The 22,891-nt window shown below is 58.2% G+C and carries 23 protein-coding genes and 1 tRNA gene; 7 read left to right on the top strand and 17 right to left on the bottom strand.

The annotated features are described in order from the left end of the window. Positions 1–167: 167 nt before the first annotated feature. From msrQ to clpB, 4 genes are all read right to left on the bottom strand, one after another. Positions 168–767, bottom strand: a complete 600-nt coding sequence (msrQ, locus tag ABJH13_RS08565; protein WP_348405805.1) for a protein-methionine-sulfoxide reductase heme-binding subunit MsrQ — start codon at positions 765–767, stop codon at positions 168–170. A 147-nt stretch (positions 768–914) separates the two neighbouring features. After that, positions 915–1,820 (bottom strand): protein-methionine-sulfoxide reductase catalytic subunit MsrP, encoded by a 906-nt coding sequence (gene msrP, locus ABJH13_RS08560; RefSeq protein ID WP_348405804.1) that lies wholly within the window; start codon positions 1,818–1,820, stop codon positions 915–917. 108 nt (positions 1,821–1,928) lie between these two features. Further along, entirely contained in the window at positions 1,929–2,579 is a 651-nt protein-coding gene (locus ABJH13_RS08555; RefSeq protein ID WP_348405803.1) for an HAD family phosphatase, read from the bottom strand. 54 nt (positions 2,580–2,633) lie between these two features. Continuing rightward, positions 2,634–5,252 (bottom strand): ATP-dependent chaperone ClpB, encoded by a 2,619-nt coding sequence (gene clpB, locus ABJH13_RS08550; RefSeq protein WP_348405802.1) that lies wholly within the window; start codon positions 5,250–5,252, stop codon positions 2,634–2,636. Between the two features lie 567 nt (positions 5,253–5,819). On the opposite strand from clpB, the gene pyrF reads away from it, so the two are divergent. After that, positions 5,820–6,515: an orotidine-5'-phosphate decarboxylase gene (pyrF, locus tag ABJH13_RS08545; RefSeq protein ID WP_348405801.1), complete on the top strand. Its 696-nt coding sequence runs from the start codon at positions 5,820–5,822 to the stop codon at positions 6,513–6,515. 221 nt (positions 6,516–6,736) lie between these two features. On the opposite strand, the gene ABJH13_RS08540 is transcribed toward pyrF, so the two are convergent. Further along, positions 6,737–7,219 (bottom strand): NUDIX hydrolase, encoded by a 483-nt coding sequence (locus tag ABJH13_RS08540; protein WP_348405800.1) that lies wholly within the window; start codon positions 7,217–7,219, stop codon positions 6,737–6,739. A gap of 28 nt (positions 7,220–7,247) precedes the next feature. Between ABJH13_RS08540 and ABJH13_RS08535 the strand changes: the two genes are divergently transcribed. Then, positions 7,248–8,501 (top strand): DNA polymerase IV, encoded by a 1,254-nt coding sequence (locus ABJH13_RS08535; RefSeq protein ID WP_348405799.1) that lies wholly within the window; start codon positions 7,248–7,250, stop codon positions 8,499–8,501. Positions 8,502–8,503: 2 nt separating this feature from the next. Here ABJH13_RS08535 and ABJH13_RS08530 read toward each other — a convergent pair whose 3' ends face one another. Beyond that, a complete protein-coding gene (locus tag ABJH13_RS08530) occupies positions 8,504–9,364 on the bottom strand; it encodes an N-formylglutamate amidohydrolase (RefSeq protein WP_348405798.1) in 861 nt (286 codons plus the stop codon). 148 nt (positions 9,365–9,512) lie between these two features. Here ABJH13_RS08530 and ABJH13_RS08525 point away from each other — a divergent pair. From ABJH13_RS08525 to ABJH13_RS08515, 3 genes are all read left to right on the top strand, one after another. Next, a tRNA-Val gene (locus tag ABJH13_RS08525) sits at positions 9,513–9,587 on the top strand. Between the two features lie 84 nt (positions 9,588–9,671). Next, positions 9,672–9,797 carry a type B 50S ribosomal protein L36 gene (gene ykgO / locus ABJH13_RS08520; protein WP_039685556.1) on the top strand — a complete coding sequence of 42 codons (126 nt, stop codon included), beginning with the start codon at positions 9,672–9,674 and terminating at the stop codon, positions 9,795–9,797. Positions 9,798–10,151: 354 nt separating this feature from the next. Continuing rightward, on the top strand, positions 10,152–10,817 hold the full coding sequence (locus ABJH13_RS08515; RefSeq protein ID WP_348405797.1) for a L,D-transpeptidase: 666 nt from the start codon (positions 10,152–10,154) through the stop codon (positions 10,815–10,817). Positions 10,818–10,846: 29 nt separating this feature from the next. On the opposite strand, the gene ABJH13_RS08510 is transcribed toward ABJH13_RS08515, so the two are convergent. The 3 genes from ABJH13_RS08510 to ABJH13_RS08500 all read right to left on the bottom strand — a co-directional run bounded on the left by ABJH13_RS08510 (position 10,847) and on the right by ABJH13_RS08500 (position 12,615). Next, a complete protein-coding gene (locus ABJH13_RS08510) occupies positions 10,847–11,110 on the bottom strand; it encodes a hypothetical protein (RefSeq protein ID WP_348405796.1) in 264 nt (87 codons plus the stop codon). 232 nt (positions 11,111–11,342) lie between these two features. Continuing rightward, positions 11,343–12,119 carry an anti-sigma factor gene (locus ABJH13_RS08505; RefSeq protein WP_348405795.1) on the bottom strand — a complete coding sequence of 259 codons (777 nt, stop codon included), beginning with the start codon at positions 12,117–12,119 and terminating at the stop codon, positions 11,343–11,345. Further along, positions 12,106–12,615 carry an RNA polymerase sigma factor gene (locus ABJH13_RS08500; protein WP_348405794.1) on the bottom strand — a complete coding sequence of 170 codons (510 nt, stop codon included), beginning with the start codon at positions 12,613–12,615 and terminating at the stop codon, positions 12,106–12,108. The genes ABJH13_RS08505 and ABJH13_RS08500 overlap by 14 nt, the downstream gene beginning before the upstream one ends. A gap of 209 nt (positions 12,616–12,824) precedes the next feature. Here ABJH13_RS08500 and yghU point away from each other — a divergent pair, with 209 nt between their 5' ends. Continuing rightward, positions 12,825–13,697 carry a glutathione-dependent disulfide-bond oxidoreductase gene (gene yghU / locus ABJH13_RS08495; protein ID WP_348405793.1) on the top strand — a complete coding sequence of 291 codons (873 nt, stop codon included), beginning with the start codon at positions 12,825–12,827 and terminating at the stop codon, positions 13,695–13,697. A 33-nt stretch (positions 13,698–13,730) separates the two neighbouring features. On the opposite strand, the gene ABJH13_RS08490 is transcribed toward yghU, so the two are convergent. From ABJH13_RS08490 to ABJH13_RS08465, 6 genes are all read right to left on the bottom strand, one after another. After that, positions 13,731–15,407, bottom strand: coding sequence for an iron ABC transporter permease (locus ABJH13_RS08490; RefSeq protein ID WP_348405792.1), 1,677 nt, complete (start codon positions 15,405–15,407; stop codon positions 13,731–13,733). A 178-nt stretch (positions 15,408–15,585) separates the two neighbouring features. Next, positions 15,586–16,782, bottom strand: a complete 1,197-nt coding sequence (locus ABJH13_RS08485) for a phenylacetate--CoA ligase family protein (protein ID WP_348405791.1) — start codon at positions 16,780–16,782, stop codon at positions 15,586–15,588. Further along, positions 16,779–17,615 carry an ABC transporter ATP-binding protein gene (locus ABJH13_RS08480; protein WP_348405790.1) on the bottom strand — a complete coding sequence of 279 codons (837 nt, stop codon included), beginning with the start codon at positions 17,613–17,615 and terminating at the stop codon, positions 16,779–16,781. The genes ABJH13_RS08485 and ABJH13_RS08480 overlap by 4 nt, the downstream gene beginning before the upstream one ends. Before the next feature lie 69 nt (positions 17,616–17,684). Beyond that, positions 17,685–18,968, bottom strand: coding sequence for an ABC transporter substrate-binding protein (locus ABJH13_RS08475; RefSeq protein WP_348405789.1), 1,284 nt, complete (start codon positions 18,966–18,968; stop codon positions 17,685–17,687). A 94-nt stretch (positions 18,969–19,062) separates the two neighbouring features. Continuing rightward, on the bottom strand, positions 19,063–20,139 hold the full coding sequence (locus ABJH13_RS08470) for a branched-chain amino acid ABC transporter permease (RefSeq protein ID WP_348405788.1): 1,077 nt from the start codon (positions 20,137–20,139) through the stop codon (positions 19,063–19,065). A gap of 78 nt (positions 20,140–20,217) precedes the next feature. Beyond that, the gene (locus tag ABJH13_RS08465) at positions 20,218–20,427 is read right to left on the bottom strand and encodes a hypothetical protein (RefSeq protein WP_348405787.1); all 210 of its coding nucleotides are present in this window, start codon (positions 20,425–20,427) and stop codon (positions 20,218–20,220) included. A gap of 197 nt (positions 20,428–20,624) precedes the next feature. Between ABJH13_RS08465 and ABJH13_RS08460 the strand changes: the two genes are divergently transcribed. Continuing rightward, a complete protein-coding gene (locus ABJH13_RS08460) occupies positions 20,625–20,978 on the top strand; it encodes an SHOCT domain-containing protein (RefSeq protein ID WP_348405786.1) in 354 nt (117 codons plus the stop codon). A 6-nt stretch (positions 20,979–20,984) separates the two neighbouring features. Here the strand turns inward: ABJH13_RS08460 and ABJH13_RS08455 are convergent, their stop codons facing one another. Next, on the bottom strand, positions 20,985–21,974 hold the full coding sequence (locus ABJH13_RS08455; RefSeq protein WP_348405785.1) for a branched-chain amino acid ABC transporter permease: 990 nt from the start codon (positions 21,972–21,974) through the stop codon (positions 20,985–20,987). After that, complete coding sequence (locus ABJH13_RS08450) at positions 21,974–22,576, bottom strand: hypothetical protein (protein ID WP_348405784.1); 603 nt, start codon at positions 22,574–22,576, stop codon at positions 21,974–21,976. The genes ABJH13_RS08455 and ABJH13_RS08450 overlap by 1 nt, the downstream gene beginning before the upstream one ends. Positions 22,577–22,891: the final 315 nt, after the last annotated feature.

The raw sequence follows: 22,891 nt of genomic DNA, 5'->3' as shown, positions 1-22,891 counted from the left end.
ACCCTACGGAACCACACCACAACAAAACACCACATCTTGCGGTCCAAATCACCAAACACCCTAAACAATCCAAAGACTCGCAAAACAACACTCACACACAAACAAAATGCCGACTCAAAACATACAATAAGATTCGGGAATAATCTGAAAAACGCTGGCTTCGGCTTTCAGCCGACCTGCGCGAGTCGCCGTTTTGGCAGGCGTAACGCCAGCAGCCCAAGAATCGCGATAAGATACACGAACGGCTCTACAGCCCATGTCTTGGTCAACATGACATAATGCACGCCCCCCAAAAGCACCGCGACATGTGTCAGTCGGTGCAATTTGCGCCAACGTGCACCCAATCGGCGCACCGACCAATTGTTAGACGTCAACGCCAAGGGCAGCAGCGCGACGAAAGACACCATACCGATGGTTATATAGGGGCGCTTGAGGATGTCGGCCCAAACTTGGCCAACCACACCAACGTCCAACACCAGCCAGACCAACAGGTGCAACGTAACATAGGTAAAGGCGACAACACCGATCGCACGGCGAAATTTGAGCAGGTTCAGACCAACATGCCGGCGCAGTGGCGTGATACACAGCCCCGCAACCAAAAACTGCAAGGCAAGCTCGCCCAACGCGTGCTCTAGCCCCCTGATGGGTTCACGGCCCAACCCCCCGGTTTGAGCCAACCACAACAGATACGGCACCGGGCACAACGCCAATACATAGATAACGGCGGCGGGTATTTTGCGAAGAAACGTGTTGGTCTGATCAATCATGAGAAGTTTCTGCACTATAGGGCGCATGCATTTTTATGCCGCGCACTATCCACGTCGGCGCCGTGAGTATCACAGCAACGCATGAACAATTCCCAAACGCGATAGTAAGGCGGGCCCGACCGCAGCACGATCCGGCCCGCCAGACGCCTAGTAGTGCGTCCGCAGGTCCATGCCCTCGTACAGGCTGGCGACTTCGTCTTCATAGCCATTGAACATCAAGGTCGGCACGCGCGGCGAAAACAGCCCGCCCCCAATCTTACGTTCGGTTGCTTGCGTCCACCGCGGGTGATCCACCTCTGGGTTCACATTCGCGAAAAACCCGTACTCGCTGGCTTGCAACGCCTTCCAAGTGTTGACTGGCTCTTCGTCGGTCAGGGTGATCTTCACAATCGACTTGATCGATTTAAACCCGTATTTCCACGGCACAACCAACCGCAGCGGCGCACCGTTTTGTTTTGGAATCGGTCGGTCGTAGATGCCCGTCGCCATAATCGTCAACGGGTGCAGGGCCTCATCCAGACGCAGGCCTTCAACATAGGGCCAATCGATCCACCCCGCGCGTTGGCCGCGCATCTCGTCAGGACGGTACAGCGTTTCAAACCGCACGTACTTGGCCTGCTCCTGCACACCCGCCATCGCCAACATATCCGCCAGCTCAAACCCGTTCCACGGGATCACCATCGACCACGCCTCAACACAACGGAACCGGTAGATGCGTTCTTCAACTGTCATCTCGGCCATGACGTCTTTGAAATCATAGTCCCCCGGACGATCCACCAGACCATCGATGGTGATGCTCCACGGGTCAATCGTCAGCGCATCCGCATAAGACGCTGGGTCGGACTTGTCCGTGCCGAACTCGTAAAAGTTATTATATTCGGTGATGTCTTCCCACGAATTGGGTTCCAGCGCGTCTTGCGCTTGGGCCGATGCCCCTGCCCCCACCAGCCCAATGCCTGCGGCGGCGCCAGCCATCACCTGACGTCTGTTCAAGAAATACCGTTCCGGCGTCACATCGTTGCGGGTCAAATTATTGGTCCAGCGATAGGCCATCGGACCCTCCTCAGAAAACATGTTTCCAAAGATGTAGGCCCTTAACGCCCACAGGCCAAACCATTTCGGGTCACGAATGTGACAGATGCCTGTAACCTTTGCCCACGATCACACCCCCAAAAGGCCGGGCAGCACGTCCATTCGGTCAAACACAGCATCGCAAATCGGGGTCATCCGGTCTGGATGCGTTTCTGCGGTAAAACCGAAACACACCATCCCCGCCGCCTTTGCCGCCTGCGCACCCGTTGGGCTGTCTTCAACGACCACTGCGCGGGATGCAGGCACGCCCAACTGCGCAGCCACATGCAAATACAAATCCGGCGCGGGTTTAGGGTGCGCCACATCTTGGCGCGAAAAGACGCGTCCCTGCAGCCGATCCATCAGCCCGGTGCGGTTGAGCGTGATCTCCATCTTTTCGTGCCGTCCGTTTGACCCAACACCATAGCGAATACCCGCAGCATCCAGCGCATCCAGAACACTGACAATGCCGGGGACAAGCTCCACCCCGGCGGCCAACGCGGCATAGATTTCCTCATACACCTGCTCGACCCAATCGTCGGGCAATACGGCGCCCATCTTGCGGGCGGTCTGCATCGCCGTCCGCATGGTGCCGCCGACAAAAAGACTATCCGCTTGGGCCGTTGTCAGGTCCAACCCGTGCTGGGCAAAGCTATTGCGCATAATGGCCAGCGTCATAGCTTCGCTATCCACCAAAACGCCGTCGCAGTCGAAAATCACAAGATCGGGGGGAAGGGTCATGACACAGGCCAGGTTGTTATACCCGGCCCATGTGCGATCATTTCAATGCCAAGGTCAATGCACCACAGCATCGTCAGGTTTGGGCCGGTTCGACGCGGCGATATGGTCACCGATAATCAGACCTTCGCTGCCCGCCTTGACGGCAATCGTATCACCGTCTTTGACATCCCCAGCCAACAACATTTCGGCCAGCGGGTTCTGCAACGCGCGTTGGATCACCCGTTTTAACGGACGCGCCCCAAAGACCGGGTCGTACCCCTCATCCGCAAGCCACTGCCGCGCGCCATCGTCCAGATCCAGTGTGATCTTGCGCGCCGCGAGCCGCTTCAACAGCCGCGCCATCTGTATATCGACGATCCCGTCCATATCTTCGCGCGCCAGCCGGTCAAAGATGATCGTCTCGTCCAACCGGTTCAGGAACTCCGGCCGGAAATGCGCACGCACCGCATCCATCACATCGCGCTTGGCCCCAGAGGCATCCGCCCCATCGGGCAATTGACTAAGAGCCTGCGCGCCCAAGTTTGACGTCAGAATAATCAACGTCTGCTTGAAATCGACCGTCCGACCCTGCCCGTCGGTCAACACCCCATCGTCCAGCACCTGCAACAGCACGTTAAACACATCCGGATGCGCCTTTTCGACCTCGTCGAACAGCACCACCTGATAGGGCCTGCGCCGCACCGCTTCGGTCAAAACGCCACCCTCGTCATAACCCACATACCCCGGAGGCGCACCGATCAGACGCGCAACGGCGTGTTTTTCCATGAACTCCGACATGTCGACACGCACCATCGCGTTGTCATCATCAAACAAAAATTCCGCGACTGCCTTGGTCAGTTCGGTTTTCCCCACGCCGGTTGGGCCCAGAAACAGAAACGACCCCAAAGGCCTGTTTTCATCGTTCAGCCCCGCCCGCGCCCGCCGCACCGCATTGGACAACGCCCGCACCGCAGGCGCCTGACCAATCACCCGCTGATGCAGCTGATCTTCCATGCGCAACAGCTTGTCGCGTTCACCTTCCAACATTCTGCCCGCAGGGATGCCCGTCCAACGTTCCACGACACTGGCGATCTGGTCTTGGCGCACGGCCTCTTCGACCAAAACATCGCCATCACCGCGTTCTTCCGCCAGCCCCAGCTGTTTTTCCAGCGCGGGGATCACACCATAACTCAGCTCTCCGGCCTTGGCCAAATTGCCGTCACGCTTCGCGATCTCTAACTCGGCGCGTGCCCGGTCCAACAGCGCCTTGATGTCACGCGCGCCTGCCATCTTGTCCCGTTCGGCCTGCCATTTGGCGGTCAGCGCGTCGCTCTTTTCTTGTAGCTCCGACAGATCCTTTTCCAACGTCTCCAACCGGTCCTTGCTGGCGGCGTCGTCTTCGACACGCAACGCCTCGGCTTCGATCTGCAACTGCAAAATCTGCCGGTCCAGCGCGTCTAGTTCTTCGGGCTTGCTGTCGACCTCCATGCGCAACCGGCTGGCGGCCTCATCCACAAGATCAATCGCCTTATCGGGCAAAAACCTGTCAGTGATGTACCGGTGGCTTAGGGTCGCCGCCGCAACAAGCGCACTATCCGCAATCCGCACACCATGATGCACCTCGTATTTGTCCTTGATCCCCCGCAGAATAGACACCGTGTCTTCGACCGTCGGCTCTAGAATCATCACGGGCTGAAACCGCCGCGCCAAGGCCGCATCCTTTTCCACGTATTTGCGATATTCATCCAAGGTGGTCGCTCCAACGCAATGCAATTCACCCCGTGCCAGCGCCGGTTTGATCAGGTTTGCCGCGTCCATCGCGCCATCCCCCTTGCCCGCGCCCACAAGCGTGTGCATCTCGTCGATGAACAAAATAACTTCGCCCGCGGCCTCGGTGACCTCGGTCAACACCGCCTTCAGGCGCTCTTCGAATTCACCGCGGAATTTCGCACCCGCAATCAACGCCCCCATATCAAGCGACAACAGTTTCTTGTTGCGCAGGCTTTCAGGCACATCGCCATTGACGATCCGCAAGGCCAACCCCTCGGCGATCGCCGTCTTGCCGACGCCCGGCTCACCAATCAACACCGGGTTATTTTTAGTCCGACGGCTTAGCACCTGCATCGCACGGCGAATTTCCTCGTCACGGCCAATGATCGGGTCAATCTTACCCGCCTCGGCGCGTTCCGTCAGATCTAAGGCGTATTTTTTCAACGCATCATAGCCATTTTCGGCACTGGCAGAATCAGCCGTCCGGCCCTTGCGCACATCATTGACAGCGGTGTTCAGCGCTTGCGCCGTCACCCCGCCCTGATCCAGCGCGGTTTTCGCGGCCGATTTCACCATGCAAAGCGCCATCAAGATACGTTCAACGGGCACGAAACTATCGCCCGCCTTCTTGGCGATGGTCTGCGCCTCGGCCAGCACTTTTTGCGTGGTGTTATCCAGATAAATCTGCGCCGCGTCGCCACTGACCTTGGGCATCTTCGACAAGGCCAGATCCACAGCTTCCAACACACGCGCAGGCGTGCCACCAGCCGCCGAAATCAAATTGCTCGCAAACCCTTGGTCGTCATCCATTAACGCCTTCAGAACATGCTCCGGGCCCAGTCGTTGATGGCTGTCGCGTGTCGCAATGGTCTGCGCGGCCTGTATAAACCCGCGTGACCGCTCCGTGAACTTGGTCAAGTCCATGGTTCTCTCCTTTTATAAAGCGTCCCAAAATGCTGCGCCCAGCTTGGCGGCACGACAGCGGTCGGAACCTTGCCTATAATCTGGTACGAAACGCGGACCCCTTCAAGAGGGCCACGCCCCAAAAGTGACCCTAGGTATATCGCCACCGGGTTTCCCTGATCTGAATCAAATCTCACAAAGGTGGGAAAGCCCCTCAAGCTTTCCCCGTTCATCTTTGGGCGCCGCCGCATAAGTTCAGTTCAGACAAGGCCACCGGGTCGGTTCCGTCCCAATGTCCGGTTGGTCTTGTCCAAGCGTAAACGGTTGGCATGTTCTGCCACGCATCGCCGTTCTGCCTGGCCTCACATCTCTACTTGCCAGGTAGAACGGCAGGTCTTGGGTGTGAGAAATCTTCGGACCCGTCGACCACCCCAGGTGCGGTCACGCAGCACCGCACCCAAGACGGCACGAAACACCTCGGCCTGGACCTGCTGTGTATCGCAGTGTCCGGGCCGTCTTTTTTGCGCACCCGCAATTATGGACAGCACCGACACGACCCCCTAATGAGACCGTCAAAAGGAGTACATTATGGCGGATGACAGGTTAATCGTGGCACTCGATGTCCCAAATGCAATCGCGGGTGCAGAACTGGCGACAACACTTGAGGATACGGTCAGTTTTTACAAAATTGGGCTGGGGATGCTGACAGGTGGCGGCCTTGCGCTGGCCAATGAGCTCAAACAAGAGCACGGCAAACGTATCTTCCTAGACATGAAGCTCTTTGACATCGGCGCCACCGTCGAAGCGGCGGTGCGCGGTTTGGCCCAGTTTGATCTCGACTTTCTGACCGTACATGGTGACCCCCATGTGGTCGCTGCCGCCAAAGAGGGCGCGCGCAACTCCGATATGAAAATCCTCGCCGTGACTATCCTGACCTCGCTGGACCGCGACGACCTCGATGCCTGCCAAATCCGCGCGGGCGAAGTGCCCGACCTTGTTGGCGCACGGGCCGCTGCTGCATTCGGCGCGGGCGCGGACGGTGTGATTGCATCCCCCAACGAGGCCAGCCTGATCCGCGCCTTGCCCTCAGCGCACGGCAAACTGATCGTGACGCCCGGCGTGCGCCCCGCAGGTGCGGCACTTGGCGACCAAAAGCGCGTCGCGACGCCCGCGCAGGCCGTTGCGGATGGCGCAGACTACATCGTTGTTGGGCGGCCCGTCTGGCAATCGCCTAATCCTAAGGCAGCCGCGCAGGCCATTCTGGGCGAACTGGCAACATCATAAAACAGCCAACCAACGCGTTGACCTACATATGGTTTTCCAAGTTACCCACAAACGCGCCGCCTCTCAGGTAAGCCAATACATGCCTATAAACTGTGTTATTCGCACCACAGAGCACAAGATGTACCGCGAATTGGCCAATCCCGATTAGGTCAATTCGCGCATAGGTGGTAGACTTGACGCAAGGTAATACTCCCCGACGAACCGTGTCTTCCTGAGGTTCGTCACCTCCCCCCGCCTAAAACTGCGGGGGGCTTTTCATCTCTCCCACCCAACTCTGCCAGACAAAGAGCAAGCCTGTCCGCGAAATGCGGGATGGCCTTGGGGTGGCGCATAAACAGTGCGTGGCTCATCGCGGCCCAGCCTCGCCCCTCGTCACCCATGACGATCTGTGGCAACACATCGGGCCCCACAGGCGCGGCAAAGAACCAATTCGCCCGCCCCGCCACGCAAAACCGACGGCCCCAAATGACCTCACTCGGCGATATGCGCAGGCCCAGTTCCTCGTGGGTTTCGCGCAATGCGCATTGCAATGGGCCCTCGCCGCTTTCGCGGCCCCCGCCCGGCAGATCCCACAGATCAGGGTGCACAATATCACGCCGGGAATCGCGCAGCAGCGCAATCACATATGGCCCGACCAACACCGCCAGTTTGGCGCCTTGAAAATCCATGTTCATTTCGGGTGCGGTGACATAAGATAACGACATGGCGCAATGATAACCAAAGTCCCCGCACATGCCCGCCCTTTGTCGCGATTGCCTGACCGAATTTGAAACAGGCCGCCGATGCCCGGCCTGCGCAAGCCCACGCGTGGTGGCGCATGACGAACTGAACACCCTGAGCATCGCTCATATGGATTGTGACGCCTTTTACGCGTCCGTCGAAAAACGCGACGACCCCAGCCTCGAAGGCAAACCTCTGATCATCGGGGGCGGGCGTCGCGGCGTGGTCTCTACCGCTTGCTATGTGGCGCGCATCCGGGGCGTCCGGTCGGCCATGCCGATGTTTCAAGCCCTCAAACTGTGCCCGGAAGCCGTGATCCTACCCCCTCGGATGGACGCCTATGTCGCCGCATCCCGCGATATTCGCGCCATGATGGAAGAGCTGACCCCCGACATCGAACCCCTATCCCTGGACGAGGCGTTTATGGATCTGTCAGGCACCCAACGCCTGCACGGCCACCCCCCCGCGACAATGTTGGCCCGGTTGATCAAACGCATGCGCGACGAACTGGGGCTCACCGGCTCCATTGGTCTGAGCCATAACAAATTTCTCGCCAAGGTCGCGTCTGACTTGGACAAACCGCATGGGTTTTCCGTCATCGGCAAGGCCGAAACAGCCGCGTTTCTGCACGACAAACCCGTGCGGATGATCTGGGGGGTGGGCGCCGCATCGCAAACCGCGCTGGACAAGGCAGGCATCCGGACGTTCTCTGACTTGCTGCGTTGGGACCGCGCGGATCTTGTCGCCCGGTTTGGCGGCATGGGCGACAGGCTGTGGCATCTGGCCCGCGGTCAGGACCGCCGCCGCGTATCGGCCCATACGCCGATGAAATCGATATCAAACGAGACGACGTTCAAAGACGACACCGCAGACACAAACCTTCTGGATGGGCACCTGTGGCGCATGTCCGAAAAGGTATCTGACCGCGCCAAGGCCAAGGACCTTGCCGGCCGTGTCGTGACGCTCAAACTGAAACGCGCGGACCACTCGCTGCTGTCGCGCCGGATCGCCCTGCGGGATGCCACGCAAATGGCAGACACGATTTATCGCACGGCCCGTGGATTATTTGACCAAGTCGGCAATCAAGGGCCCTATCGGTTGTTGGGCTGCGGGCTGTCTGATCTGATCAGCGCCAAAGATGCGGACCGGTCCGCAGACTTGCTTGACCCAATGGCCGCGCAACGCACGAAAACCGAACGCGCGACCGATGAAATCCGTGCGCGTTTTGGGGCGGATGCCATCGTTAAGGGGCGCGCGCTGCGCTAGGATTATTCGGCTGCCAGCGGGGCTCTGTCTTGCCCGATCCGCGCGATTTCGGCGACCACCCCGCGCAACGTCCGCTGCACATCTGCGAAATGCGCAGCAGGCTCCACACGGTCTTCGTTCATATATATAGCCCGGTCGATTTCGACCTGAACGGCGTGTTGCGACCGCGTGGGTCTGCCATAGGCTTGCGTGATATACGCCCCGGCAAAAGGCGCATTGCGCGCCACGCAAAACCCGGCCGCAACGAATGCCGCCTCGACCCGGTCAACCACTTCGCCTGCGGCGGCGGCCCCAAACCGGTCCCCCAACACGATATCAGGCCGTTTTGCACCAGTGCGCGCGACCCCCTGCACAGCCTCATGCGGCATCGAATGACAATCTATCAACACCGCCTGACCGTGGCGTTCGACCGCCTGATCAAGCACAGATTGCAGCATGTTGTGATACGGGTGCCAATATTCATCAAGCCGGCGCTTCGCCTCCAGCATCGCGATCTTGCCGCGGTAAATCGCCCGACCATTCGACACGACGCGGGGAATCACCCCCAACCCAGACGCCACCCGCGGGTTATGCCCCCGTCGGCGCGCCCCTTCGATCAACGCAGGGTCCAGCTCATCACTGCTGCGGTTCAGGTCAACAAAAGCCCGCGGCACGCCCGCTTTTAAAAACGTCGCGCCAAACTGTGGCGCACATTCAAACAACTGGTCTACAAACGCATCTTCTGATGACCGGATGGCCAATTCGTCTAAAACACTGGCCCGCAGCAAAGACCAAGGATAATCACGCCCACTGTGCGGCGAGGCAAACACAACGCAGGATCGGTGTTTTTCAGGGTAGCTGACTTCGAATGCGGTCTGTGACATTGCGTATCCTTCGTCTATCACCATAGCGCAGAAAATCGGGAAACCAAAAGCCCTTGATCTTATCCGCGTTACCTTTTAAAGACCCGCTACCGGCGCGTATCTTCGCGCCCCATTTAGTTCGGGGCACAAGAAATCGTTAAGGTATTGTGGGTGATTAGCTCAGCGGTAGAGCACTTCGTTGACATCGAAGGGGTCACTGGTTCGATCCCAGTATCGCCCACCACCTCATTCATCGGTCCGGCCCGCCGGACTGCCCGTAACCCCGGCGCTGGCCAGCGCGCCGATTGAGAAGAAAAAGGAGAGGACCATGAAGGTTCGCAATTCGCTCCGCTCGCTCAAGAACCGGCACCGTGATTGCCGGATTGTGCGTCGCAAAGGCCGCGTTTACGTGATCAACAAAACACAGCGTCGGTTCAAAGCCCGCCAAGGCTAAACCCACGGTGTATACAGTCAAAAAACCGCTCCTCTTTGGGGCGGTTTTTTATGCGCCACAGTTGCGCCATTGGTGTGACGCCGCACCGCTGTGCGATTCCACTGGTGCGTTGCAACGTGTCGCGCCCCGCGCCGCAAAAACCAGTGCCGGTCCGAATCGCGCAGACGGAAACATTTGTTCCACTACTGGTCAATTTAGCAACCACACGACGCGCCGCCAGATTTATGGGCCCACATCTGTTTCGCACAAATGCGTGAACCCCCTGCATTAACCGCGTTTTTTGCCGTAAAGTCTGTTGAAACTTTTCGCCCGGTACAACGCCGCGAGTGGATAGTATTTGGAGGGTATCAAGTTATGTTAACGAGACGACATTTTTTACACACGTCGGCCGCGCTGTTTTCAACGGCGATTCCGGCGTCGCTTTTGACGTCGCCCGCAGCGGCACAAAGCAATTGGGATGCGTGGGATGCCCGCATCACACCGGCGAATTACGACCCGGCCACGTCGAACCCCTGGGGCCTGCACCCACGTCTGTTGCCGACACGGGTTGAGGCGAATGACGGGCTAAACCCCGGTGACATCCATGTGGATGCCGTGGCCCGGTACCTTTATCACGTTGGCACCGATGGCACCGCCATGCGCTACGGCGTCGCGATTGCCCGTGGGAACCTTTATGAACCGGGCACTTACGTGGTCCGGCGCAAAGCCAAATGGCCAAAGTGGACGCCAACCGCCGCCATGATCAAACGTGACCCCGTTAAATATGGCGAGTTCGCAGATGGCGTGCCCGGCGGGCCAACCAACCCGCTCGGCTCGCGAGCGCTTTATCTTTTTGTTGGCAACCGTGACACATATTTGCGCATTCACGGCACCCCCAACCCCAGATCAATTGGTGGGCGGGCAAGTTCGGGCTGTGTGCGCATGGTTATGGCACACGTTAACGAGCTGTATGATCAGGTATCGACGGGGTCGACGACCTTTCTTTACCCAGCGGATGGCCACGTTTCCGCCACCAGCTAATACAACATCGTGGGCCTGGCTTTGTTAAGTCAGGCCTGCGGACGTGTGCAAATTGGCCTGCCGGACGCATCACGCAGCGGCAAAAGTGTCGCTTCGACGGGGCCAGAATGCAAATACCAGTAGCACCCATCGTCTTCCTTGAGCCGCACCGAGCTGAGATCTTGGTTTGGCCCAGCGATCTCAACGACAGCCTCGGGTAGGTTTCGAATCGGCGCTCCATTTTGCAACGTCGTTTCAGCGCAAGCGCCAAGCGCCAGAAACAATCCAAAAGACCAAATGATCTGAGTATTCATAAATGCATCCATCAAGAGTTGCCGAGTCACGCCTTGTGCTGCCACGAGCCGTTGGGAATCAACCTATGCAACACTAATGTGAAAGTGGTTAATTGCAGAACACCTACACATTTGCGTGCGGCCACTAGCATAAATCAGACAGGGATGCGGTTGAACCATGCGTACTCTCTCCCCCTCGTGAAACCCCAAAACCCTAAATCCTGACCATCCGGGGGCGAACGCACCCCCTATGTCAAATTTGCATCGCCGCAGATTGCGCAATATTTTCCATATCGGTGCGGCCCTGATCACCGACAATCACGAAATTTGCGCCTGAACCTCCCCAAGACACCATCTCAAAACCCGCGATAGTCTGGGCCGAAAACCCGTCGCGCGGGGCTGATGTTCCGATTTGGCACAGGGCCACCACACGGGCGTCTGCATCCAAATACATCAACTGTGCAACGGGTTTACCCGCTGCGACCAACAGGCGTGCGCCCTGAAATTGCAGGCCATGTTCTGTGAGGTCTGGTACGGTAACGGCCGCGCCCACGGTCGCCGTCAGCCAAGTTTGAATATGGGCTTGTTCTGTCGCGGGAACCTCCACCAGGTGCCGATTTTGACCCGCATAAACCGCGTGATACTCTGCGATATCTTGCAACCAGTTGGGCGCGCTGGCCACGGATTGGCCTCGCGACAGACCTGACCAATATCCACCCAAACCGCCAAACGCCAACGCCACCACCACCGCGGCGACCCCAAACCACCCCACGACCTGTCGCGGGGGCTGCGGCATGTTTGCCGGTTCAACTTCGGGGGCATCTTCGATCGCCTTAGCCAAGGCAAAGGGCACCGGTTCATTGGCGATCGATTCGAATTCAGCCTGCGCGAGGGTATTCGCCTGAACAAGCCCCGCAAATTCGGCCTGCACTGACGGATCAGCGGCCAAGGCCGTCTCGATGTCATGGCGGTCTTGCGCAGACAACTCATCATCCAGAAAGGCGCTGAGTTTTTCCTCAAACTGTGTCATGACATACCTCGCTGACGTCCGCGATGTTCTTTGCCAAGGTCTTGCGCGCACGATAAACGCGGCTCATGACCGTCCCAATCGGGATATCCAAAAGCTCGGCCGCCTCTGCATAGCTATACCCTTCGACCGACACCACCAATAGAATCGTCGACAGATCATCGGGCAGGCTCGCAATCTTCCCCTCAAGCTGGCGCGCAACCACACGGGCCTCGCCGGTCTCGGTGGTGATCAGCTCCACACTGTCTTCGGCCGGGATATGCCCCTGCCCCAGACGCACCTTGCGCTTGCGAATTTCGTTGATCCACACGTTGCGCGTGATCCGAAACAACCACCGGTCCAATGGCTTGTGCGGGTCCCATTGGTGCGCCCGGCTCAGCGCGCGCACACATGCGTCCTGCACCAAATCATCTGCTTCGACGACGGAACCCGTCAGGCTACGGGCAAACCGCCTGAGCCTTGGCAAAAGGCCAATGATCTCTCGTCTCAGGTCAGTCACTACAAACCATGCGCCTAGCGTTCCTCGTCTCGTCGAACCATCCCCATGACATTGACGCAGCCCGCACCATTTCACAACGCTGTTCTGTTTGGCCCCAAGGGTTTGCGCTCATTCCTGCACATTAACCCCTGCACTGATGCGCCTTGCCCTTGTTCTTGGGGTGATCCACCATACGTGCAACTTCATCAGATATCAACGAAAGGCCCGCCATGAGCACCCCATCTGAATACGTCCCCCCCAAAGTCTGGACATGGGAGCAAGAAAGCGGCGGTACATTCGCCAGCATCAATCGGCCCATCGCAGGGGCCACCCATGACAAAGAGCTGCCCGTGGGCAAGCACCCGCTACAGCTTTATTCGCTGGCCACGCCCAACGGGCAAAAGGTCACCATCATGCTCGAAGAGCTACTGGCCTTGGGCATAACAGAGGCAGAATATGATGCCTGGCTCATTCGCATCGGCGAAGGCGACCAGTTTTCAAGCGGGTTTGTCGACGTCAACCCGAACTCCAAGATCCCCGCGCTTTTTGACACAACCGCAGACCAACGCGTGTTCGAAAGCGGGGCGATCTTGATGTATCTGGCGGAAAAATTCGACAGTGCATTTTTGCCAACAGACCTGAAAGCGCGGACCGAATGCCTGAATTGGGTGTTTTGGTTGCAAGGCTCGGCGCCGTATTTCGGCGGTGGGTTTGGCCATTTCTACGCCTACGCCCCCGAAAAGTTCGAATACCCCATCAACCGCTTTGCGATGGAAGCCAAGCGCCAGCTTGATGTGTTGGACAGGCATCTGGCCGACCATGAATATTTGGCAGGCAGTGACTATACGATTGCCGATATGCTGACGTGGCCATGGTATGGGCGCACTGTGCGCGGCGAAAGCTATGACGCGGGCGAATTCCTGAGCGTGCATGAATATGAAAACGTCATCCGCTGGGAGAAACAGATCTCGGCGCGGAAGGCTGTGCAACGCGGTGTGATGGTCAACCGCACCCATGGCCCCCTAGAAGGCCAGTTGCGCGAACGCCACGACGCCAGCGATTTCGAGACCAAGACGCAAGATAAAATCGAAGCGGGCGCATAGTTTAAATATCAGGGTGGCGGCGCAAGCCCCACCCTATTTGCTGTGGTGACGACCCACCTGACGACAGATCAGAACAACCGGCAGCAGCCCGATTGCCACAATCACAAGGCTGGGCACCGCTGCCCCTTCGAGCCGTTCGTCACTGGCAAGCCGGTACGCCTGCACCGCCAGCGTATCAAAATTGAAGGGCCGCATGATCAATGTTGCGGGCAGTTCTTTCATCACATCCACAAACACGATCAACAGCGCCGTCAGCAAGCTAGGCGCGAGAATAGGCAAATGCACCCGGCGCAATGTGCCAATAGGCGTTTGCCCCAACGACCGGGCTGCGGCGTCCATATTCATCGGCACCAACGCCTGCCCGCCCTCATAGGCCCCCAGTGCCGCCGCCAAAAAACGCACCATATACGCCGCCACCAACAGCCAGATAGATCCGGTAATCAGCAACCCCGTCGAGATATCAAACTGCGCGCGCATAAACCCGTCGAGCGCATTGTCAAAGGCCGCAAAGGGCACCAACAGCCCAACCGCGATCACCCCGCCGGGCACCGCGTACCCCAACCGCGCGACATACCCTGACCCAAAGGACAGCCGCCCCGGATGCAGCCGCTGGAAAAATCCAACGGCGATCGCCGCGGCCACCGTGCACAGTGCCGCAATGCTGGCCAGCGTCAGTGAGTTTTGCACAAACCCCACGTAGCGCGGGCTGAGCAGGTCTTGCTCAGATCCCAACCCCATGGAAAACAAGATCACCACCGGCAGGACCGCGCCCAGCACCACAGGCACAGCGCACAACATCACGGCCATCACCGCCGCCGCCCCGCGCAAAGGCATCGCGTTCATCCGGTGCTGGCCCCGCGCGGTATCGTGATATTTGGCCTTTCCGCGTTGCGCACGTTCCAAGAAGGCCAACAGCAATGCAAAGCTCAACAGGCACAACGCCAATTGCGCTGCACCGCCCCGATCTGCGAGGGAAAACCAGCTGGTGTAGATACCCGTCGCAAACGTTTGCACCCCGAAATACGCAACCGTGCCGAAATCAGCGATGGTTTCCATCACGGCCAACAACACGCCCCCTGCGATGGCCGGGCGCGCCATCGGTAGGCTGATCTTGAAAAACGCAGACCACGCGTTGGCGCCCAGTGCCCGCGCGGCCAGAAAGGTCGTCGCGCTTTGTTGTAAAAACGCCGCCCGCGCCAATAGATAGACATAAGGGTACAGCACCAAAATCAGCATCACCGCAGCACCGCCCACAGACCGCACATCCGGGAACCAATAGTCTCGCGGGCCCCACCCGGTGGCCGCACGCAGACTGGTCTGCACGATGCCGGGGTGGTCCAAAACATGGGTATAGGCGTAGGCCAACACATACGCTGGAAAGGCCAACGGCAAGACCAAGGCAACCTCGAACACCCGCACGCCGGGAAAGCGGGTCATGGTGACCAACCACGCGGCCCCCACGCCCAAGGCGAAGGTACCCACCGACACCAACACCACCAGCAACAACGTCGTGCCAGCGTATCGGGGCAACACCGTCTGGCTTAGGTGTGCGATTGTGTCGGTGCCCCCACTTAGGGCGGTGATCAGCACCGCCAACATAGGCAAGGCACAGATCATCGCGACGGCCAGCGCAATGCCCTTTAGCACGCGCCCCCTTTCGGTGGGACGGCGGCGGCGGGCAACGGGCACAGGGTGGAGGAGATCAGACATAGACCCTTATTCGACAAAATCGGTCGAAAAGACCAGAAGATTTGGCCGGTTGGGCCGCCTGCGCCTTAAAGATCACGTGAGATATGGCCAAAACCCTCTGTCAACGCCGGATGCCCCCGCGCGATGTCATGTGGCTGTGGGGGTTTGCATTGCGTCGGCAAGGTGGCGTGCAAGCCTTTTAATCGTAGCTGCGTTGATCTTCGATCACGACACCGTCGCGCGGCAAGCTGCCGGGGGTTAAAATTTCAACCGTTCCTTTGAGTTTCAACGTATCCGCAACGCTTTGCCCGAATGTCTCGAGGCACCCCCCTGTCGCTTCGATCTGCACGGTCATCGCATCCTGCGCGCCGTCACGGCTGGCGATGACACGTGCTTTGGTGATCTCATCGTGGCGTGCCACCAAGGCCGCGACCTGTTCGGGTCGCACAAACATACCCTTGATCTTGGTGGTCTGATCCGCACGCCCCATCCAGCCCTTGATGCGCATATTGGTGCGCCCACAGGGGCTCTGCCCCGGCATCACCGCGCTCAGATCGCCGGTCGCGAACCGCACCAACGGATAGTCGAGGTTCAGCGGGGTCACGACGACCTCACCCACCTCGCCGGGCGCGACAGGATCACCGGTGCCGGGCGTCACGATTTCCACAATAACGCCTTCATCCAGGATCATGCCGTCCATCGCGGGGCTTTCGTAGGCGATATGGCCCAGATCTGCCGTCGCATAACATTGCAGACAGCTAATCCCACGATCCGCATATTCTGCCCGCATCGCAGGAAACAACGCACCACCCCCGACCGCCGCCTTGGTGATCTGCAACGCCACGCCCATCTCATTTGCTTTGTCCAGAATGACCTTCAAATAGTCGGGAGTGCCCGCATAAGCAGTTGTCCCCACGGCCGCAGCCGCCTGCACCTGTAGATCCGTCTGACCCGTCCCGGCAGGCAGCACTCGCGCGCCCACAGCACGCGCGCCGCTCTCAAAAATCATACCCGCCGGGGTCAGATGATACCCAAAGCAGTTTTGCACCACATCGCTGGCACCAATCCCCGCTGCATGCAAAAACCGGCCCATACGCCACCAGTCGTGGGTTATCCCACCGGGTTCATAGATCGGGCCAGGCGATTGAAACACATGGGCTATATTGGACACCGGCACTCCACCAAAGGGCGGGTTTTTCGCCTGCAGCGCCGCCAAATCCGATTTTCGCAACACCGGCAAACGCGCCAAATCGCCAAGCGCCGATATCTGCACATCAGACCCTTTTGCCTTGGCCACCTGTGCAATCAACGCCGCAGTTTGCGCCGCCTCGCGGGCATCAGCACTGCGGGTTTCCAGATCGTCAAAATGCGCGGTCATTGCCGTTTCCTTCGTCATGAAAGCCACCGTTTGCGGCGCCGATAACTGCGCACATCCCGGAACGATTTACGCCCGTCATCGGACATGCCCAGATAAAATTCCTTAACGTCCGGGTTCTCGCGCAGCTCGGCGGCGGGACCGTCCATCACCACCCGACCCGATTCCAAAATATAGCCATAATGCGCAAACCGCAGCGCGACATTGGTGTTTTGTTCCGCCAGCAAAAACGTAACACCTTCGTTTTCATTGACCGATTTGACGATCTCAAAGATCTGTTCCACCAGTTGCGGCGCCAATCCCATTGACGGCTCGTCCAACAGGATCGTTTCAGGGCGCGACATCAACGCGCGGCCAATCGCCGTCATCTGCTGTTCGCCGCCCGACGTATAGCCTGCCTGCGACTTGCGGCGCTCTTTAAGGCGCGGAAAATACGTGTAAACCATCTCTAGGTCGGCCTGAATGGCCGCGTTGCCATCGCGCCGGGTATAGGCCCCGGTCAGCAGGTTTTCTTCGACGGTCAGGTGTTCAAAACAATGCCGCCCTTCCATCACCTGCACCACCCCGCGTTTGACGGTTTCCGCAGGATCTGCATGTTGGATAGGGTCGCCCCGGTATTTGATCGACCCTTTCGTGACCTCGCCCCGCTCGGAGGCCAACAGCCCCGAGATCGCCTTGAGCGTGGTGGTCTTGCCCGCGCCGTTTCCACCCAAAAGCGCGGTGATCCCGCCCTTGGGCACGCTCAACGACACGCCCTTGAGCACCAAGATCACGTGGTTGTAGATCACTTCGATGTTGTTCACCTCCAACACTGTTTCCACAGCGGCAGGCGTTTTATGGTCTGCGTCCAACATGGCGGGCCCCTTTCAGTATTACACAGGGTCCCCGACGGCAGTGGACACCGCCGCCGGAGAGACGCGGCATCAGTTGCAGGTGCCGTCGATTTTGTTTTCGCTTTTGTAGGCCGCAGAATCCGCGTCAATCAGCGGCTGGATCACGTCCATATCGGTCGGTGCGAAATCGGCAATGGTGACAAACTTACCGGCGCTGGCATCCCACTGCGTGACCGCAACCAGACCCTCACCCCCGTGATTGCCACATGACACAGAGAACGTTGGCCCAAAGCCGGGCAAACCCGCCGCTGTCATCAGGGCTTCGTCGATCACCAGGTTTTCCATGCCGTCGCGCATCTGACCGCTGGTGATGTCATCGACCCCATGCATCTTTTGCGCCACCTTGACGGCCTCTGCCGCCAGCATCGCCGCATAGATCCCACGGTTGTAAGGCACTGTGCCCAGTTGGTCGCCAGCACCCGCCGCTTTGCCGCCATCGACAACATATTGGCGCAAATCGTCATAAAGCGGGAAATCATCACCCACAGCGGTCAATGCCAAGGCCTTGAAACCGTCCGCCTTGTCCCCGGCAGGCTGCACGTCAATTTCGGCGCCCGACCACCAGATACCAATGAAATTTTCCATCGGGAACCGGATGTTAGAGGCTTCTTGCACCGCCACTTGGTTCATCACGCCCCAGCCGTACATGATCACATTGTCGGGGCGTTCCCGGCGGATCTGCAACCATTGGCTCTTTTGTTCTTGGCCCGGATGATCGACCGCCAGTAGCATCAATTCAAAACCATGCTTTTCGCTTAGCTTTTCCAACGTGCGGATAGGTTCTTTGCCGTAGGCAGAGTTGTGATAGACCAGCGCGATTTTCTTGCCCGCGATATCCCCATCATTGATGTTCAGAATATGGTTCACCGCCGCTGACGCGCCGTTCCAATAGTTGGCCGGGTAGTTGAACACATGGCTGAACACATCGCCATTGGCCACCGATGTTCGGCCATACCCCATCGTATGTATTGGGATATTATCTGCCGTCGCCTTGGGGATCAGCTGGTAGGTGATCCCAGTGCTAAGCGGTTGATAAACAAGCGCGCCTTCACCCTTGGTGCTTTCATAGCATTCCACACCTTTTTCGGTGTTATACCCGGTTTCGCATTCCAACACACGGGTCATGACCCCACCGATGCCGCCATCGCGTTCGTTCAACAGCGTGAAATAATCCTGATAGCCATCCGAAAACGGAATGCCACCCGCCGCATAAGGACCCGTGCGATAGCTCAGATCTGGAAAGACCAGATCCGCCATCACAGGGCTTGCCGCCATCAGGCCTGCTATGGCCAGTGTTCCCAGTTTAAATGTCATCGGTGTTACCTCCCTTGGTTTTTATCCGATACGCCGGCATCCCGGCTGTCTTCCCCCCAGGGTGGCCTCCACGTCCACCCTATCCGTTTTGTGCCTAATGCGGAAAAGGCCACAGTCTTAGTTTTTCCTTGGCCACGCGCCACAGTTGCGCCAACCCGTGCGGCTCTGCGATCAAAAAGACCACAATCAACCCGCCGACGATCACAAGGTTCAAATGTGCCACGATATCCGTGGGCCAACCTAGCCAATCCACGCCGATAATCTTGAGCAGCACAGGCAGCAGCACCAAAAATGCGGCCCCCGCGAATGACCCAAAGATCGACCCCAGACCGCCGATGATAATCATGAACAACACCAGAAATGACTTGGTGATGCCGAACGCCTCACCCACTTCGACAGCCCCCAGATAGACCGCAAAGAACAACGCCCCCGAGATGCCCACAAAGAACGAACTGACGGCAAAGGCGGTCAATTTGGCCTTAAGCGGATTCACCCCGATGATTTCCGCCGCAATATCCATATCGCGGATCGCCATCCACTGCCGCCCGACCGACCCACGGGTCAGATTGCGCGCCACGAGGGCCGAAAAGATCGTAAAGATCAGGCAAAACATATAGGTAGCCCAGGCTTCGGTATTGGGCCCGGTGATCAGGATGCCAAAGGTGTCGCGTTCGGGCGCGTTGATCTGCCCCGACGCCGAATAGTTGTAAAACCAGCTGACTTTATTAAACAGCCAAACCAGAAAGAACTGCGCGGCCAGCGTCGCCACCGCAAGGTAAAACCCCTTGATCCGCAGGCTGGGCAGGCCAAAGAGCACCCCCACCATTGCGGTGATCCCCCCCGCTAGCAGCACATGGATAAACATGCTGACCTCCGGAAAGGCGGTCATCAATTTGTAGCACGCATAGGCGCCAACAGCCATAAACCCGCCCGTACCAAGGCTGACCTGACCACAATACCCCACCAGAATATTCAGCCCGATCGCTGCGATTGTGTAGATCAGGAAGGGCATAAAGATCGAATTGACCCAGTAATCATTGACCATAAATGGGATAACCACGACCGCGATAAACAGCACTGCATAGTATCGCCACCGGTCAAATTTGATCGGAAAGGTCTGGCTGTCGTGCGGATAGGTGGTGCTGAAATCACCAGCTTCACGATAGAACATAGGACATCTCCCTTGTGTGGTGTTTTACCGTCGCCGATGCGGCCGTGGTTTTATGCGCATGTCGCGGGGGGAAAGGGGTCATTTGTCGCGCGTGTAATGCGCGCAGGCCCATAGAATAAGGACGAACATCCCCACGCCTGCGCCCAACATCACCCACAGGGTATCGACGCGTGTCAGGGGTTCTGCCCCCGGCCCCGCGTCGTGTTGATACCGCGACATCACGCCAGATAAAATCGCCGCCGCGATTGCACCAAGTGTTGCAAGCGTTCGTATGAACCGCCCATTCATATTGAGCCCCACCCACTAAACCACTGTTAAGGTGTATAAAATTACGATTTTTTCTTGTCTGCCCCGCATCGCAATTCCCCTGTACACAAGGGCCCGCCTGGCCACGCACATTAACCATTCCACAATCTGTCACGGTTTCTCCCAATTTCGCCCCATTTCCCCTGTCATCTTCCGATGTGGGGGCAGGAGCGGGGCTTATGACAACCATCCTGAAAAATCTGCGCGAGCTAGACACACGTCTCGCCCGCGGCGAGATTACAGATGTGGAATACACAGCGCGGAAATCCGCGCTGCTTGACAGTGTGGACGTGGTGGAAACCGACTTTGTCGATGTGACACCCCAGCCACCCGCACAACCGGTTGAGGTTGCGGAAAGAGAACTTTCAGGGTCCATGACCTGGGGCTTTGGCATCGTCGTTTGCCTGGGTGTGCTGGGCGTGTGCCTATGTTTTGCCATGCTCGTGTTTGGCGACATCAACCTTGCACTGACGCTTGGGGTGACCATTTTGGCCGCCCTGACTGTGGCGCTGTTTCGATCGCTGGAGGAATGACGTGATTTAGACCCTTTCAATGATCTTCTCCCCGAACAGACCTTGCGGGCGGAACACCAAAAACAGCAGGGCCAGCATGTAGGCAAACCAGTTTTCGGTCGCGCCGCCCAGAAACGGCGCACCGATGAGGAACTCAAAGAGTTTTTCACCGACGCCGATGATCAACCCGCCGACAATCGCACCGGGGATCGAGGTGAACCCACCCAGCATCAACACCGGCAACGCCTTGAGCGCGATCAGCGACAGTGAAAACTGCACACCTGATTTTGCGCCCCACATGATGCCCGCGACCAGCGCCACGAACCCGGCCAGCGACCACACCAAGATCCAGATAAAATTCAACGACACACCAACCGACAACGCCGCCTGATGGTCATCGGCCACCGCGCGCATGGCCCGCCCTTGTTTGGTGTATTGCGAAAACAATACCAAGGCCGCCACCAAAACAACCGCCACAATACTGGCCACGATATCCAGATTATCAATGAAAAACCCGTAGCCGAACCAGTCATATGTGGTCAGGTCAATGGTGTCGTTGATCCCCTGCGGCAAGCCGACGTTCAGCGTTTTGATGTCGGACCCCCACATCAAATCACCCACCCCTTCGAGGAAATATGCAAGCCCGATGGTAGCCATGAACAGGATGATAGGTTCTTGGCCCACGAGGTATCGGAATATGAACCGCTGGACCATCCACGCCAGCACGACCATGACCCCAATGGTAAGTAAAATCGCGGCAAAGGCAGGGACGGTCCAGCCAAAATGGTGCAGTTCTGTGCCAAACACCGCGTTGATCAAATGGGCAAACGGCACCAGCCCGTTCATGATGCCATAGAGGGTCATCGCGGCAAACAGCGCCATCACCCCCTGCGCAAAGTTGAAAATGCCGCTCGCCTTGTAGATCAACACGAACCCCAGGGCGACCAGCGCATAAAGCACGCCAGCCATTAACCCATTTAGGAACACTTCGATGGTAAAGGCGAGTTGCTCTGGCATCAGTCGGTCCTTCTGTCAAACATGGCGCGGGTGTGGGCGCGCTCGGGCTGGTATGACACTTTGAGCCGGGTCAGACCCGCAGCGCTCAGGTTCCAGTTCAGGGTGATTTCGGTCACGCGGCCATCCTCGCGCGGGGCGGCCAGAAACACCGCGGCATAGGCCCGCGACATGTCATGCTGTGACGTTGGTTCAAACGGAGCGGTGGCCACAAAATCGGCCCCTTCGGTTGCGCGCCAGCTTTTGTAGGATACGGCGAGATCCGAAAACACCATATCCGTCAGCAGCAGTTCGCAAGACGGGAATTGGTCACCATAGACCACCGCGATATTTGGGTCGGGCGTCGTGACAAACCCCAATGTAACTTGGGTCAATTCACTGGCGGCAAACCGCGAGCTGACCGACGCCGGGATCGCGTTCAACGTGCTGATGTCAAGCGTGTTAGGGTCTTGAAGATACCCCGCGCAGTAATCCTGAAACACCGCGCATGTCTGCGCCAAGTCTGATGTCGGGCTGCCGCAAAAATCCGCATTTGCGGCCTCAGTACGCGCGCCAAACACACCAAAACACACGGCGCAGGCGCCAATATACAACCAGTTACTCATCTGTACCCTCCAAACGGTATACATTCCGTCTGCGCTCTGTCGATCCGGCCTGACAGGCCGGTATGATCATGGGCACAACGCCGCCGGCAGACGATGATGCGGGCGTGTGCTCCCACCGTCTTGGGTACCATGGAACCAACCTGCTGATGGTTAACCAGATGTTCAAAATTTGTATCAAAAGTTGAGTGTTCGTGAGCGTATGGGCCTACGCCAGGGCTAATCTTTGGTGCGATGGCGGGTGGCGAAAATCGACGCGGCACAGCACTGCCTTGCCCCCCCGCGATCGATGCCGCCTGTGACCTGCCACACGTGCCC

The sequence above is a fragment of the Roseobacter sp. genome (assembly GCF_039970775.1).
Lineage (GTDB): Bacteria > Pseudomonadota > Alphaproteobacteria > Rhodobacterales > Rhodobacteraceae > Roseobacter.
The sequence above is the reverse complement of the archived record's forward strand: the minus strand, read 5'-3'. Positions and strand labels throughout refer to the sequence as shown.